Here is a 15,486-nt window from a genome sequence, read left to right on the forward strand (position 1 = left end):
CTATTTTTGAATTTGAACTTTCTTTGTTAAGAATCCACTATGACTGGAAGCAAACGATTGGATTTTTGCCTTCAATGCAATAAAACTCGCAAGGACGTTGGCCGGCGGTTGCGGCCCCATCATTGTCGGAGTCATCATTTGGCCAAGATAGCCGACCAAATCTGATAGGATTGTAGCAAGCTGTTGACCCAAAACGGCATCATCAGTACCACTTTTGCTGCCGACATACACAGTACCGTCTTCAGCTATCACAGCAGACTTACCCATCTCCATTTTTGCCTGAGAGCCGTCCAGAGTGACATTAGCTTTATCGTGCTCCAACACTATGTCATCTTCGGTCATAGTAGATGTCGATTTTCCTGAAACATCATGCTTGATTTCCAAGCCATCATCAGGGTCATTTCCTATGACTTGCGTTGCCACATGTTCTGCATTTTCATCGGTAACAGCAATAGTCTTAGCTGAATCTTTGGTGTATTCGGTGGTTGTCTGTATGCCTGTAAGCTCCAGCTCATGTATATCTGGGGCATCTTCGTCATCCGGTTTATATTCCTCACGCTCACGCACACCCACCATGATTTTTTCATGGGAATCGAGCTGGATGAGGTCCACGTGAGAGAACATCGTGACATACTCATTATTGGTTTCAGGGTCTTTGCTGACAAGGACATCTGAATACAGCTTAGGAATAATGATATAACCTTGATTGTCCTTCTGAATGGCGGTCAGTAAAACACCTTCATGGTAGCCTATTTTAGCGTCATCAGATTCTGCAATTGACCAGTCTGCATATTCCTGTACGTCTATTGTCCCAAATAACTCATCACTTTCATCGGAATGTATCTTAGCAACATAACCAGTAACTTTAGATGTACCTCGGACAGCACCTGTTTGACTATTGACAACACCTTTCAAAGCTATAGCGCGTATAGCCTCGCGTATCATCTCATTAGATGAATGGTCTGTCAAATGTTTTTTTGTATTGTTACTCATAATTATTATTTCTTGTCGTTGTTGCCTTCTCTCTTAATGCAATACGGCAATGTAATTTTTTGACGGAATCCATCCTTTGTACCGAAAGTTGTAGTAACTTCCTCAACTAAATAGATACCATTCTTTCCGGGGTATCTGTTGTCAATTAACTGAACTTGTTGGGCGGTCCGAATATGCAAGTCACCAAATAACGTGAGCGCCCCCTCTATTCCAGTCATATTGTAACCTTCAAAATACTTAATTGCCTCTTCTGCCAATTTCTCAACGGTTGTCGGAATTTTTTTTGACACGAAAGCAATCTGAGTATAGAGCTTCATATCAACCTTATCGTTAGGGGCATCTGTCAAATACCGTTTTCCTGCCTTCAAAGCCTTCTTGCTCAATTTTGTTTCATTAACATAGCGATAACGAGAATTACTCTTAGACTCTGGTTTACCTGGGTCGTACTTGGTATTTCTCAATATTGTAATGTTAATAAACTTATCATCGGATGATATGCCTTTTGCCTTAACAGCTAAGAAATCCTTATCAGAGGAAGTCAAGGTCAGTCCATTGTCCGCAACATGATAGTCGAAATGGATAGGTACAATACCGGGAACCGTTGTTGCGTTCAATAATGAATCTCTCCCTGGATTTGAAAAATATGCCCGTCCTATTTGAATAGCTGGCTGACCATTGTAATCACTAACATAACAGAACATACCATACTTAGCCCATTCTGTCAATACATCCGCAACAGTTAGCTCGGTGCTCAGTTCTACTGCTCCCAAGTCAAAATCCATTCCTGCGGTGTCTGGGTGTAAAATCAATCCGGTGTCCTGAAGCATCTTATATCGCCCTTTGTCACCAAGAAAATCTTTTACCTCACATTTCTTCAATTTAACCTTCGGGCAAGTAATTGTCTTTAGATAACTGGCAAGGTTCTCGCACTCCAGTTCAATAGGAGTGTCCAAACTAACCTTGGTGATGTACCCATCAAACATCAAACTCATATATTTTTTTGAGTCCGGGCCAGTATTTTTGAAATTCGACAGATACTCTTGATACGTGTCATTATCATTATAAATTGTTTTGCCAGTATTCCCCGTTTTGGCCATTTCTGCAACCAGTGGGTCTGTAGTGTAACCCAGATAAATTTTAATACGCTGGCCTATTTTGAATGTATCAACAGATGCCACGGAGGTTTCAGTACGAGTTTCTTCAACCACGCCGCTATTTGATAGATTAACACTAATTTTCTGAAAATCTTTTTCTTCTTCGGCAGTTCTGGCTGTAATGGTCTTGCGAATAATAGTACCACGAGGAAAACGTACTGAAGCAGTGCCAATCAGTTTCTTAAATGATTCTTCAATTTGCACTTCTTCAACTTCACAGATACGCATCACGTCCCCACTAATCTCACCATTGGGTTTTTTCTTGTCTTTCGGAGTCCACACCTCAATCAAAGAAATAAGAATGTGATAACCCGGCTGTTTGTTTGTATCGAAATCTGCCATGTCACTATATATTAGGAAGTAATTCATCAAGTCCGGCTCCAGCAGAAGAAGTCGCTGCACTTGTAGCTACATTCAAAGTTGTCTTAACAGCCATTTGAGCTAATTTGTTATCAAGAATAGCCTTGTACCAAGTGTCCCATTGAGATTCTGCAAGGTCTTTGTTGATTGCAGCAATTGTGTCAGCCTGGATAGTAATTGCATCATCAGGCTCAACCGCAACACACGTAAAACTGTAAGGCTGGATGTTTTTGTATTCGATTGTATCCAGTGAAAAATCCTTGATGATGATACGAGTAACGCCAAGCAATCCGAATGTGATAAAATTCACGTTCACAATTCCATTGTATTGCATAATTTTCACAAAGCGTTTCACTGCTTCGGTCGGGTACACACCTTCATCATTTGATACAATAGAGCCACTTATGTTATATGTCAAATCACCACCAGAAACCAACTCTTTACGAGTGAAATCTCGACCTTGTACTTGAGTCAAGATTACGTTTTTACTGCTATTCATCGACACTTTGGGAGCCAGGTCGATATGAAAGACCGTCTTTGTGTCAAAAGGATCGGCCTTAGAAGACTGGAGATTGTGTTCAATCTCATTTCCAGGATTCCAAAGTTTTTCCAGCGTACTCTTCTTCTTGATTGTATAAGACTCCACGGTATTTTCATCCCAAAGCACATCATCATAATGTACCTTTTCTTGATCATCAAAAGACAATATCAGAGCTTCGGGGACTGGAGTACCATACTTGGTCTTGGCAATAAGTTTATGCCCGCCCTCGCATACAATAAAGCCAAAGTCCTCAGTGGACTTCTTGCCATTATTGATAAGCACTTTACGATTAGCCTCTTGTTGAACACGCATCGCGTCTCTCATCTTATCACGAGCATATCTTTCATACCTTGGAAGGAGGCTATTTAATTCTCCTTCCAAGGTTGACATGGCAAGTTGCTTGGCTACATGAACCAAAGCACTTTTATACGCAGATCTGGAAACATATTGAATACCGCCCTGAGTTTTTTGATAGCGCCAGTTAAGGCTGCTTACTAATTCAGAGGTTGCATTTCCTGCGTTAAACACAAGGTTAGACCATACACTATTAAAGTAACCCATACATTATGTGTTTGAAAGGCCATTTAGCATCATTGTTCCGTCGGCGGCGGCTTCATAGAGTGCGTAGGCAACTTTTTCTTTTAATTTTTCAATTATTGCAACATTGTTTTCGTTGGTCATATCAATTGAATCCACCTTCATCAAATTCTGGATGTTGATGTTAATCTGCTTCGGAATGGCACGCTCCTTCTGATGAGATTTATAGTCAGATGTCCGGGTGCCGGTACGTCCACCGTTGTTTGTACCTTTATTATGGTTATTTCCAGTAGGAGTATGCACACCGGGTGCGTTAGGCTTAGCAACAGCATTACCCATCTGCTGAGGCGTCATAGTAACGCCTGTCGTCCTATAAGTCTGCTGAGGCGTAAATAAATTGTTACCGTTATTCCACGATGGCCACCAGCTAAATGGTTGTTCCTTGTTCGTATTTGTCAATGGATTCCATAACAAGCCATTAGTGGTCAAATTATTATTATCCGTCCCCCAATTGTACGGGCTGGCACTATTATAACCCCAGCCGGAGTTAATTGGATATACAGTAGGAAATAAAGTAGGCCATTGTGCGTTGACGTTTTGAACGGTTGTCAACAACGTATTCATATTGTTAGACATATCCACCAATCCCTGTGAAATCTGAGCTGGTTGATTATTGTCATCGATAAGTTCCCATTGTTTAGTGGTCGCGTTCCAACGCCATTTCTGACCATTCAGTTCTTTTATTTCTCCATCATGTGAACCAGACAGTGCCTCATTAGAGCCCATAAACGATTGAGCTAATGTAAGCAATGTATTGGCGTATGTCTGGAGTGCCTGAGTGGATGGGTCTGCTTCAAGCCCAAGCTTCTGGATAGATTCCAAAAGACGTTGCATCTGACCAGCAGCGGTTTGAGCCATAACTTCTGGCGTTTCACGGCCTGAAGGGTCACGCCATATACCATCGCCAGCATAGCCCATATTACGGAACCAACTGGTAACATCATTTGGATTATAGTCCACCAATGTCTGACCGAGAACATCATAGTCACCCCATCGCAATGCCCGAACTACATCATTTTCTGTCAAATTACCAGCGGCTAATTTCTCTTTGAAATCGGCAATAGCATTTTGAGCCTCAACCATTTGGTACATTGATTTCCAAAGAAGCTGAGCACCCATATATGACTTAGCAATGTCTTCTCCAGACCAATATTTAGCGACATCAGTATCTTCATTCCACTGATCCGGGCGAATCAAAGTTGCCCATGAAGCGGGACCGTATGTGGCGGCAAACGTATCACGCCAATTCTTCGCGTCTTCAACAGTAGCTTTTCCATAAAGAATCTGAGCCAAACGATGCTGATTCTCGTCCATAATTTTTGAACGGTACTGTCCATGTAGCAGTTCCATTGCCGCAGCCACATCATACATAACAGCATCGTTGGTGTCGGATGAACCTTTAGGGTTAGCAAACCTAATATACTTTCCATTAGCATCTTGATAATACCAATCGCCACCGTAATTACGAACTGACAACCCAAATTCCTGACCGTATTTATTAAAGAGTTCGGCTGCACGAGAAGCTGCACCACGGCTACCCCACATAGAGTCAGCTGCATAAAACTTCTCATACATAGTTTTATACGTTTCATTGCCAACATCTTTTGTAGTAGTCGCATTTGGTGTCTCAATGCCCAGCAACTCTTTCATCAATTCAATACGGCGCTGAATTAGGTCGTTTATGTCGTAATTCTTACGCCACACAAATTCAAGATAACGCTCAGTACGAGTATTACCATTCAATAAAGCGCCGTCAAGAAGTTGATGGCTATTGGAGAAATTATCAACAAATCCAGAAAGAGCATTAAGGTTCTGATTGAAACTGGCTAAAGATGCACCTAATCCACCAAGAGCCAAACCTGCGGCGGCTATCCACCCAATAGGGCCTCCAACCATTGCAGCCATGCCTGCCGCAGCAAATAGTCCTCCAGAAGCAACATCCAAACCATTTGCATTTTCTTTAGTCATCTGGTGCATACCAAGACCCATAACGGTTGCACCAACTCCCATTTTGCCAAACCCTTTAAGACCATTCTTGATTTGCATGTTGCGAACACGCTTGTTGAACGTCTTTTGATTCTGCTTATATCGCTTTAGTGCAGCTGCATCTTCTGCTTGGCGAGCCTGATACACCCCAGAGTTCCATGCAGCTACTTCTGCCTCTCTTCCAAGATTGTCTATTCTGTTAAGATAATATCCACTGGTTGAAGCATGAGGTCTGGACAAATCCAAGCCTTTAGCTGCTTTCATGTACTGTTTATATGACAATGGAGCAAACCCCGCTATACCCATAGGAACTCCAAATGCAGATAACTGACCCGTATTTAACATACTGCCAGGTGCTGCTACAGGGACTGTGTTTCCAATAGCAGTTACTACATTACCCAATCTTCGCTTAAACCACCCACCTTGCCCTAAAGTAGTGCCTAAAACAAGTAGCCTCTTATTAAGATTGCCAAATACACCAGACAGCCCAATAAGTACACTGCCTACCTTCCTTAAACCCAAGAGTCCAAGAAATACACTTCTAAGAGCCGTTACAGCTTTGACGACGGGCCAAATCATCAACTGAAACTTAGCCCATGTCTTGACGAGACCACCAAATTTATCAAAGAACCAAACAAACCATTTAGAAGCATCTATCAAAATCTGAATAAACTCTATCAGACTATTAGCCACCTCCTTGAACACCTTCTGTGCATCAGGATTCTTGTTCGGGTCCATCCAATTGATTGCCATCTTCATCCAACCACGCAAAGCCCCCTGCACTCCATTAAATGCAGTGACCCCCTGATCTGTGAACACAGAAACAAGTTGTGCCCATAAACCTTGGAATGTATTTTGTTTTTCTTCTGCCAAACGACGGGTCATACCTCCGGCTAAGAAGTTTTCCAGATAAACTTTCTCCCATTTATCTGCATGGGTTGCGAGAGCTACTGCTCCAGAAGCCGCTGTCTTATGGAATATACGATAATAGGCATCAACATCCAGATTCTTATCGTGAAGTTCCTGGAATATCTGAAGTATGTCTTTTCTTTGACCGTTCTTATCTGTAAGACTAATTCCTATATCTTCCCAGCCAGCTCTTTGTTTTTTAGTTGGATTCGCAAGGTTGGCCATAATAGTACGCATTGTAGTACCAGCCTGAGAACCCTTGATACCAGCATCTCCTAACACGCCAATAGCAGCTGTAGCTTCTTCAAAAGAAACATTGCCGGCAGACAGAAGTGAAGCCGCATATTTATAAGCTTCTGCAATCTCTGTCAATGTAGTATTTGACATGGTGAATGTATTGGTCATAATGTCCGCAGCATTACGCATCTTATTTGGCTCAATGTTGTAAGCGGTCATAATGTTTGTGACCAAATCAGCAGTTTTACCAAGCTCGGTATCACCAACCAGCGCAATGTCTGCAATAGGACTAATTGCTTGCTGGATAGCATTTACATTGAAACCGGCCATTGCCAAGAACTTCGCGGCATCGGCAACTTCCGTTACCTTGAACTTAGTCTTCATACCGACATTGCGGACGACCTGAGTCATTTGTGCAAATCTGCCGGCAAAATTTTCAGCGGTGTCGTGAGATTTCAAGATGTTCTCAACGGTTTTCATCGCATTGTCATACTCTGCGGCCTGATTAACGACTTCGGAAACCAGCATACCGGCTCCAGCAATACCATAGGCTATGCCCATGCCCTTGAGCATATCAATAGCCATACCGCCATTATTAGGAAGCGGAGTAGGACCCCAAAGCTTATATCCAAGATTAGTTGGGTGTCGCATTACTGAGGTTGCGTAACGCCTTGTAGCTGCTGTGGTCGTACTGGATGAGCGTGAAGGCGCTGTCCTTGTACGCGAACTGGAACCGCCAATAGGTGCGGCGGTAGCGGCAGTACGAGATGCTGTTTTTTTCTTATTGCCAACACCTCCTAAAGTCACACCCATTGCATTAAGCTGTTGCACTTCGACTTTTGCCATTTGCAAAGCGCGAATCAGCTTGCCAATCTTCTGAGTAGCTGGACGAGTATCAATCTTAACCGAGTATTTACCCCGATTAAGCGCACTCATAGTTTCCACGAGACCACGGACTTTACGCTGTAAATCCATTATTGGTTTCGTAGCCTTATCCATTGATGCAACGGCCCGCTTAAACGAATTGATTGCGGATTGAGCGTTGGCTGCATCAACATTTACAATATAATTGACTTGATATGTTTGTCCGGTCATAATCGAATCAGTCTTTTACAAAGAATAGAGATAGGAGATGAGGCATGGGGAAAAGATTAGCCCCGTTACACGATATTTGTAACGGGGCCTTTCAACGAGTTATCGAATTACAATCCTAAAGCATTTGCGTGTCTGGTGATGACCATTTGACTGTGCATCCACTCCGCATCGCACACCAGCCTGGCAAAATCGTCTTCATCAAGGTCATCGATATTAACACCTGGAAAGTAATGTCGCAAGAGAATTATCTTTTGACGAAAATAGTCATCCTCTCTTACTTCCCAGGTTTCGATAAATTTATGACACGACCGCCGCGCATCTGAATGATGTTGTTCAGCTGTCCCATAAGACCGAAGAGGAACAGAGAGTCGTCATCAATGAGTTCCTTGTCGCCATCCAAGAAGCAGTCACGCGCAAGCTGACGCATAGCCGAAGCCTGATCTTTCTGTGCGAAAGTCATGTACTTGGAGAACGTGATGAACGAAGGCTGGCAGAAGTAGCCGATATAGACGTCCTTTTCATCGTCCGGATCGCCGTCCACCATAAGCGGAAAAATCTTTGCTTTGGGGTTGTTAGCTTTCAGGTCTGCAACCTTCTTTTCAACGGCTGCACGGAGCTTGGGATCGAGTTCTTCGATGGTCTGAAGCTCAAGAGTTTCTTTTTCTTCCATGATTCGTTTATAAATTAAAGTTGATACTCAATATAGAATAGGGCGTCACTTATTCAAAGGAGTGAAAATCTTCAAGAAAAATGCGGCACCAGAATCATTACTGGCGCCGCATCCGTTCACTCTAATAAATCCTATGGAAGAAAATTATTTAGTGCTCAGTTCAATCTTGAAGGGGTTAAGCTCGAACTCTTTAGTGATGTTGGTGTCATCCTGTGATACCTCCATGCCATCCTCGTTGAAAAGACAGCCCTTCAGAGTCACAGTCTCCGTAGAGAAATCCTGAGAATTGAACTCGTTTGCGAAAGACAACACAAGATCAAATTCGCCCAGAGCCATCAAAGAGCCTTTGAGTGCTCGCAGCTGAACCTGAGTATTGTAGTCCATCGTAATCTGAGCAGTGTACTCAGTGTTACCAAAACCACGATTTACCGGCTCACCTCCAAGACCATAATTGGTCTCAACCTTCTTCTTTTTGTTCCACTTAATAGCGGTCACACCCTGAAGGATGATTGGATTAGGGTTTGCTGACCCCGTAAGTGCCAAGGATGTCAGCTGAACCATTGCCCATGAATAGGCTACGTTATTGATAATCATTGTCGTATGTAATTTTTATTACTGCTGACTAACGTAAAGACCTTCCGTAACCTCGATAGACTCTGCACAGCCCATCGGCACGATACCATACGAGAGGGTCAGCTTTTTGGTGACAAGAATATTCTGTTCAGCAGGAACGGTTACGAAAGCTGTTCCACTGATTTCCTCTGCACTCTCCATCTCATTCAGAATGTCTTTGAGAAGGTTCTCGAAAACAGTAACCTGAGCAGAAGACAGATTGCCATTAGAGGGGTCAACTTTGATCGGTGAGTTCACGTAAGGCAGCAAGGCGATACGAATAAGGCGACGAGACTTGTTGATAGTTCTGTTACGTGAAATGGTACAGAAATCACCAGCAGAACAAGTGTGGTCGTTAGCAAAGTATGTGTGTCCTTCCAGTCCCTCGAAAGAACGTACAAACACATAACCAGCCTCTTCCAGTGCATTGAGCTGAGACTTGCTCAGTGCCGAATAACTCAAGCCATTGGTGATGAGTCCATCAACAACAGTGGAGTCGCCAAATCCCATTTCGATTGCCGGAACATAGTTTACAAGGTCAAACTGACGAACCCAGCCGATAGACTCACCAACGCCAGCCTGAGTCAGAGTGCCCAATGCAAGTCCTACAACGCCGACAGGAGTCGTAGATTCAAGCGATGCTTGCATACGGCGAACATCTTCTTCCATTGACTGAGACAAAAGTACAGTCACGTAACGAGCGTCCACTACGCAAGAGGGGATCTGGCTGACCGCAATCTTATTGGAAGTGGTAGTGCCAATCTTGACCTTTGATGTGTTTGCGCAAAGCAAAATTGAAGCAGGGGCGAAATACTCATCAGCAAGCTCAACAGCTGCACGGTTGATGTCGGCCACAAGACCGATAGAGTAAGCGTTTGCACTCTCATCAGGCTTAGTCCAAAGCTGTTGCTCTGTCCATACACCAATCTGGAAGATTGCGCCACTGGCTGCACGCTGCATCTCAATGATGGCGTTCCAGTCATTAGAACAATCTGCAAACATCACGAACAGACGACCGCTTCCACCGGCCATGTTGAAGAACTGGCGAATGTGATAGTAAGGAATACCTGCCAATACATCGGTGCTGGCATTGGTTTCGCTATCAACTTCTCCAGTATAAGCGGTAATACCAGCCTCTATTGCATCATTAAGGCTATTCAACTCTATCACCTTGTCCTTCCAGGCATCTGCGATGTTCGCTCCACCGCCGGTAGTCCAAAAGTTAGTCTGACCAGAGATGTCAAAAATGAGACCACACACATTTTCAATGGTGTTGGAGCGCAATACCGGAATATTGCCGTCCGTGTCTTTCATAAAAACATTTCCTAATGCCATTGTATTATAGTTTTATTGTTTGCAAAATGGATTTTGGTAGAGGACTGCATCCTTCAGGAAAACTTTCGGAGTATCTGCTGAAAATACACCGCCCAGTTTGTCAAAATACACAGCCTTCTCTTCTGTATGATTCTTCAGATAGGCGAGCACGTATTCGGGAATATCGTCCTGTGATTTAGCACTGGCTTCATCTTTCTCTTCTGTAGCAGAATCTTCAACTTTTGTAGCCTCTGTTTCAGGCTCAACCACTTCAGTCTTTTCGACCTCTGTATTTTCTTTTGTGGCCTCGACTTCTTGTGCAATTGCCTGTTCAGCAACCGGCGCATTGTCTTCGGCCTTCTTTATTTTAGCCATAAGATTATTTTATTGAGTTACAATTAAAAAGAGGAATGGAGTTTCGGTATCTCCACTCCTCTTTTGATGATACAATTACACTTCGTGATTCAACATCTCTTTAACCGCCTGTAGTTGTTCCGTTCTTGTACGGAGTCCAAACGATAATCTCGCCCGGACGAACAAGGTTGACGTCCATCTTGAGACGCATCTGGAAGAAGTACATCTCAGAGTTAGCCTGAAGGCGTTCAACCTTCACGGACTCTTCATCAGTACTGTAGTCGATGGCCATCCAGAGGCAAGAATCCTGGTCGGTAGAGAACTTACCGAAGAAGATGGTCGATTCCGGAATACCGTCAATGACAACGATTTCCTTACCCTTGAAGGTACGCTTATTGACGTCAGGGTTCTCTACATACTTGTAATCCTTCTGAGTGGTCAGATACTGGTCGTACAGATCCCAAGTGTCCCAGCCCATGACGAACTTGAGCTTCTTGGACTTACGAATATTGGAAGGAGTCTTCTTCCAAATCGCATAAAGGGCATCTTCTACGTCTTTACCAGTGGTGAAGGCAGTAGAACCGGCCAACACAACCTTACCAGAAGCCAGTTCGTTCTTGTCTGCATCAGTAGGAACAGTTGCAGCCTGAGCTTTGAGGTTGGCAAGTATGCGAGCAAGTGCGCCGTCAAAGTACTTCATCGGTCCAGCAGCAGAAGCGCCACCGAGGATGGTAGCCCCAGCAGGAGCTGTGATATTTGCGTCTATGCCACCTTTCTTACCACACCAAATACAATCATTGATGTACTGGTCTTTCTTGTCAAGCAACAGACGAAGCATCGTCTTCTGGACAGCGGGGTCAAGTTCGCGGAAAACGAGAGGTCCTTCAGGCTGAGCAAAGCGCCAATACTCCTCAAAATCGCGAGGATTGAACTCAAGGTAAACCATGAAGTCCTGTGGATCAAGGTAGCGCTCAGACAGTTTATACTGGTTAAAGCCGGTTGTGTCATTCGCAGCACCTTCTGTAGAAGTAGGCGTAGGCTTGTTGTCCTGAATGATGGAGCCCAACTGAATGTGAGGCAAAACGTAGCGTTTTTGAATACCGGGCTTCACATGAATAAGACCGGCCTCATAGGTCTCATTCCCCTTCGCGGTGTAAACAAGGAGGTCTTCAAGTACCTCGCCCGCATAAGTGTTACCGGCAAAATTGATTGTAGCCATTGTTATAACGTAGGGAGATTAAAATGTTTCAAATTTTACCTCGCCAAGTTTCTCCTTGATTTTGGCTTTCATCTGAGCATCAACGTCTTTCAACGTCTCCTCGATTTTGCCTTCATTCGCAGGGTCTTTAGCGATTACCTCTGTGATTACTTCACGAGCCTGGATTGATGCAAGAGTGCTCTTGACAGTGGCAAAGTCAGACTCAGCCATCTTTGTCCAAGCATCTTTTGCAGAAGCCTCAATTTTACCTGCCTTGATTGCATTATCGATAACCGTTGCAATCTCGGCTTTGAGAGCAGCTTGTTCTGCATCCTTGTACGCCTGAAGCGCCGCCTTAGTCTCGGCCAGTTCACTTTTGGCGTTAGCGAGGTCGGCTTCCTTGCCTTCGAGTTTGATCTTCGTTGCAGTAAGCTCACCCTGAGTTTCCTTGAGTGTTGCTTCTGCATTGATCAACTCAGCAATGCGAGCTTCAATCGCTGCGGCCTGAGTGTCCTTAGCGAGTCCAAGTTGTGCTGAAATGGCGTCGAAATTGTTTTTTTCGTTGTTTTCCATTTTGTTTTCTTGGATTGGTGAATAATTATCTTTCTGATTACGAATAGCGGTAATTGACTCGATAAGTTTATTTTCGTCCACTTCAGCAGATACGGCAGACATGATATTGCGCATTTCGACAGCGCTATCAATACCTATCATCTCGTTTTTCACTTTGTCACGCACCTTTTTAGAGGTCTTGATGACATTCTCTGATGGCAGGAATCCAGCTTTCACAGCATCTTTAGCGCTAAAGAAAGTACCGTCCGCATCTCCCTCGCCGTTCATAATTTCCGCAACCTTGTCTTTGGAAAGTCCAAACCGTTTAGTATAAATAGTTTCCAATTGTGAGCGGAAAGCTTCAACGGTTTGCTTTACCGATGGGTCATCATCCTCAACCTTTGAATTAAAAGGATTGTGAATCATCAACAATGAATAATCGTGCATATAAAGGTTATCACCAGCAGCCCAGATAACGCTGGCCATCGAAGCTGCAATGCCTTCTATTACACAATCGACTTCAATAGGACAAGAGCGAATAACCGAGAACGTGCTCATTCCGTACAACACTGAGCCTCCTTCAGAATTGATCATCACAATAATCTTTGAAGGTTTCACATAGTCTTGCAACCACAAGAACTCATCATTGAAGCAGCGAACACTGTACTCATCTACGGCTGAAAAAAAGCGAATGATAGCCGGTTGGCCTTCCTCAGCCTTTCCAACTACATATTTCAAATTTTCTGCATCCATAATTGATTACTCTTTTTCCAAGAATAGAGAATTGCAATTTGAGTAGGGTGAAATCACTCTTTTTTATCTTTGAATCCTGCAATGTCTTCAAACTTCGGATATTCGTGATTTGGAAGATGATCGGGGTTGGCAATCTCATTCTGGTCGCTTGGCTGAGTGAACGGCGGCACCGTGACATACACATCCTGGTAATTCTTATAAGCGTATGAAGTAAAGTCTTGAAACCAGATTTGATAATCAATCCAATAGGGCTGTAAAGCATCATCGAAAGTCAATGGCTGATCCCAATACTCCAACTGAAACCTTGACACAAGTGCCGGGAAATTGGCTTTCTGCGCTTCTATAGCAGACACTATACGCTTATAGACTTCCATGCCTTCACACTCCACTTCATCATCACTGTTGTTGAGGCGATTCAACACATAATGAATACGCATAGTGCCTTTACCCTCAGCAATGTTAGAGGTACCAACATTGTAGTAAATATTGATAAAATGTATAAACACCGCCGGGAACACGAGCCCGTATTCCTTATTATGCGTGTTATATTTAATTCGATTCAACTGGCCATTGTCCAATTTGATAGTTTTGAACAATCGAGGACTTTTAGGGTCTTTAGGGTCCTTTGGAATAGACTCTAAAATTTTTCTTACAGCCTTGTACGCTTCAATCATCGGGTTGGTTTCCACGACTTCCTGAACTTCGTCAATTTCAGGCTCCGGCACCACAGGTACCTCTTCTGGCTCTGTTGGGCGTATTGGTTTGTGTTTATCAATAATCATGGTCTTACACCTGGGAATGTTCTAAAAATGATTCTTTCCAATTCTCGCAATTTGTCGTTCATCACAGACGAGTCACGCTTCTCTGTTGGCATGAATTGTCGTTGAGGCATATTGGCCACTCGACCAGTCCGTATAGATGGATCGTCCGAATTATGTACTGCGGCGAAACAAAAGCCTTTGTGATTATAAGTTCCGTTAAATGCCCTTGGATCAGTAAAAACTTTAACTTTTCCTTTGGAGCGATTGTAGGATTCTGTTTCATAGGTGATAGAATTTCGCAATGACCGAGATTCCACCAGTCCACCAACAGTGAAGCCACCTTTGTTACGTTTAGGGCTATGCCTCCAAACCACGCTGCCTCTTGTATTAAAGCGTTTCATATCAAAGGACTTTTGAAAAATATCAACGGCAGATTGTCCTACCGACACTTGAAAGTTCCAAAGGTTCAAGTCAAACAAGTGAGGCAGCGGTTCCCATTGCTCACGAAATTGCTGTGGCATCAATGGTATGCCTTTATTCACCTTCGCCATCTTTCAAATACTTTGCTTTGAGACGATTTGCTATGGCATTGAGACGGCCAACATGCCGCTCATCAACTTGAAAATATGGGTGTTCATCAGAGAAAATGCGACCACCAAGAGCCACACTTTCTTTGAATGTACGATTAAACCAATCAGGCATCTCAGGTATCACAGATGCTTGAATAGAAGCTATGACTGTTGACGTATCTTCTACCAAATAACAGCGACAATTATGCTCAATAGGAGGAATAAGCCATGCTGGAAACATTGACTTAGGAGCAGTAAATCCTTCATACTGAAGATGCCACGGACGTACTCGCTCATCACCTTGCGTCATGTACATTAGAGTCGTGTCGTTTCTAATCGTCGATAAATAGGCAGCGACAATCATGGCATATTCTATGTCCATGTTTTCTGTACGCATATATTGGTCATGGAATTTAGAAAAGACTGGCAGATAGAAATTGAACCAATCTTCATCTTCCATATCTTCTGCTTCCTCTTCTGTTAGCGCTTCTTCTAACTCTGCCATATCATCAGCCATGTGATATTCTTCCACAACCGCAAAGTCAACCAGATTATCAACTGCGGACAAAATGATATTCCGCTGAGCTATTTGCTCATTGTCAAGCCCGTCAGCATTGCGTATGAGACGTAACGCTTCCTCAAAGTCAACCCCAAAACCGGCACACGCTCTTCTAATGGCAATATCAGCACGAGCTTCCATTAACGCCTCTAAGGACTCCCATTCATCCTCATGTTGGATAACACTAATGACGAAATCGTGGAATAGAGGAATAAGTATTGCCACTTCCTCTTCGTGCCGGTCCTTGTTGTCATCAGGTTGTCGTAAGGCTA

14 protein-coding genes are annotated in these 15,486 nt (G+C 43.5%); all 14 read right to left on the minus strand.

Features of this window, described 5'->3' with window-relative positions:
• Positions 1-993, minus strand: coding sequence for a hypothetical protein (locus tag C5S62_RS09580; protein ID WP_104405160.1), 993 nt, complete (start codon positions 991-993; stop codon positions 1-3).
• 5 nt (positions 994-998) lie between these two features.
• The gene (locus C5S62_RS09585) at positions 999-2,489 is read right to left on the minus strand and encodes a hypothetical protein (RefSeq protein ID WP_133159559.1); all 1,491 of its coding nucleotides are present in this window, start codon (positions 2,487-2,489) and stop codon (positions 999-1,001) included.
• A 4-nt stretch (positions 2,490-2,493) separates the two neighbouring features.
• Positions 2,494-3,609, minus strand: coding sequence for a DUF6046 domain-containing protein (locus C5S62_RS09590; protein ID WP_104405162.1), 1,116 nt, complete (start codon positions 3,607-3,609; stop codon positions 2,494-2,496).
• Positions 3,610-3,612: 3 nt separating this feature from the next.
• Positions 3,613-7,872 (minus strand): phage tail tape measure protein, encoded by a 4,260-nt coding sequence (locus C5S62_RS09595; RefSeq protein ID WP_104405163.1) that lies wholly within the window; start codon positions 7,870-7,872, stop codon positions 3,613-3,615.
• Positions 7,873-7,979: 107 nt separating this feature from the next.
• Positions 7,980-8,111: a hypothetical protein gene (locus C5S62_RS14055; protein ID WP_255400151.1), complete on the minus strand. Its 132-nt coding sequence runs from the start codon at positions 8,109-8,111 to the stop codon at positions 7,980-7,982.
• Between the two features lie 35 nt (positions 8,112-8,146).
• Positions 8,147-8,542: a hypothetical protein gene (locus C5S62_RS09605; protein WP_104405165.1), complete on the minus strand. Its 396-nt coding sequence runs from the start codon at positions 8,540-8,542 to the stop codon at positions 8,147-8,149.
• A 144-nt stretch (positions 8,543-8,686) separates the two neighbouring features.
• Positions 8,687-9,136 (minus strand): hypothetical protein, encoded by a 450-nt coding sequence (locus C5S62_RS09610; RefSeq protein ID WP_104405166.1) that lies wholly within the window; start codon positions 9,134-9,136, stop codon positions 8,687-8,689.
• A gap of 18 nt (positions 9,137-9,154) precedes the next feature.
• Entirely contained in the window at positions 9,155-10,489 is a 1,335-nt protein-coding gene (locus C5S62_RS09615; RefSeq protein WP_104405167.1) for a DUF2586 family protein, read from the minus strand.
• A 12-nt stretch (positions 10,490-10,501) separates the two neighbouring features.
• Positions 10,502-10,843 carry a hypothetical protein gene (locus C5S62_RS09620; RefSeq protein WP_104405168.1) on the minus strand — a complete coding sequence of 114 codons (342 nt, stop codon included), beginning with the start codon at positions 10,841-10,843 and terminating at the stop codon, positions 10,502-10,504.
• Positions 10,844-10,943: 100 nt separating this feature from the next.
• On the minus strand, positions 10,944-12,041 hold the full coding sequence (locus C5S62_RS09625) for a hypothetical protein (RefSeq protein WP_104405169.1): 1,098 nt from the start codon (positions 12,039-12,041) through the stop codon (positions 10,944-10,946).
• Positions 12,042-12,059: 18 nt separating this feature from the next.
• A complete protein-coding gene (locus C5S62_RS09630; protein WP_104405170.1) occupies positions 12,060-13,325 on the minus strand; it encodes an ATP-dependent Clp protease proteolytic subunit in 1,266 nt (421 codons plus the stop codon).
• Between the two features lie 53 nt (positions 13,326-13,378).
• Positions 13,379-14,107, minus strand: coding sequence for a hypothetical protein (locus tag C5S62_RS09635; RefSeq protein WP_104405171.1), 729 nt, complete (start codon positions 14,105-14,107; stop codon positions 13,379-13,381).
• Complete coding sequence (locus C5S62_RS09640; protein ID WP_104405172.1) at positions 14,104-14,637, minus strand: hypothetical protein; 534 nt, start codon at positions 14,635-14,637, stop codon at positions 14,104-14,106. The genes C5S62_RS09635 and C5S62_RS09640 overlap by 4 nt, the downstream gene beginning before the upstream one ends.
• Complete coding sequence (locus tag C5S62_RS09645; protein ID WP_223301209.1) at positions 14,621-15,439, minus strand: hypothetical protein; 819 nt, start codon at positions 15,437-15,439, stop codon at positions 14,621-14,623. Before C5S62_RS09645 ends, C5S62_RS09640 begins: the two co-directional genes overlap by 17 nt.
• Positions 15,440-15,486: the final 47 nt, after the last annotated feature.

The sequence above is a fragment of the Prevotella sp. MGM2 genome (assembly GCF_002933955.1).
Lineage (GTDB): Bacteria > Bacteroidota > Bacteroidia > Bacteroidales > Bacteroidaceae > Alloprevotella.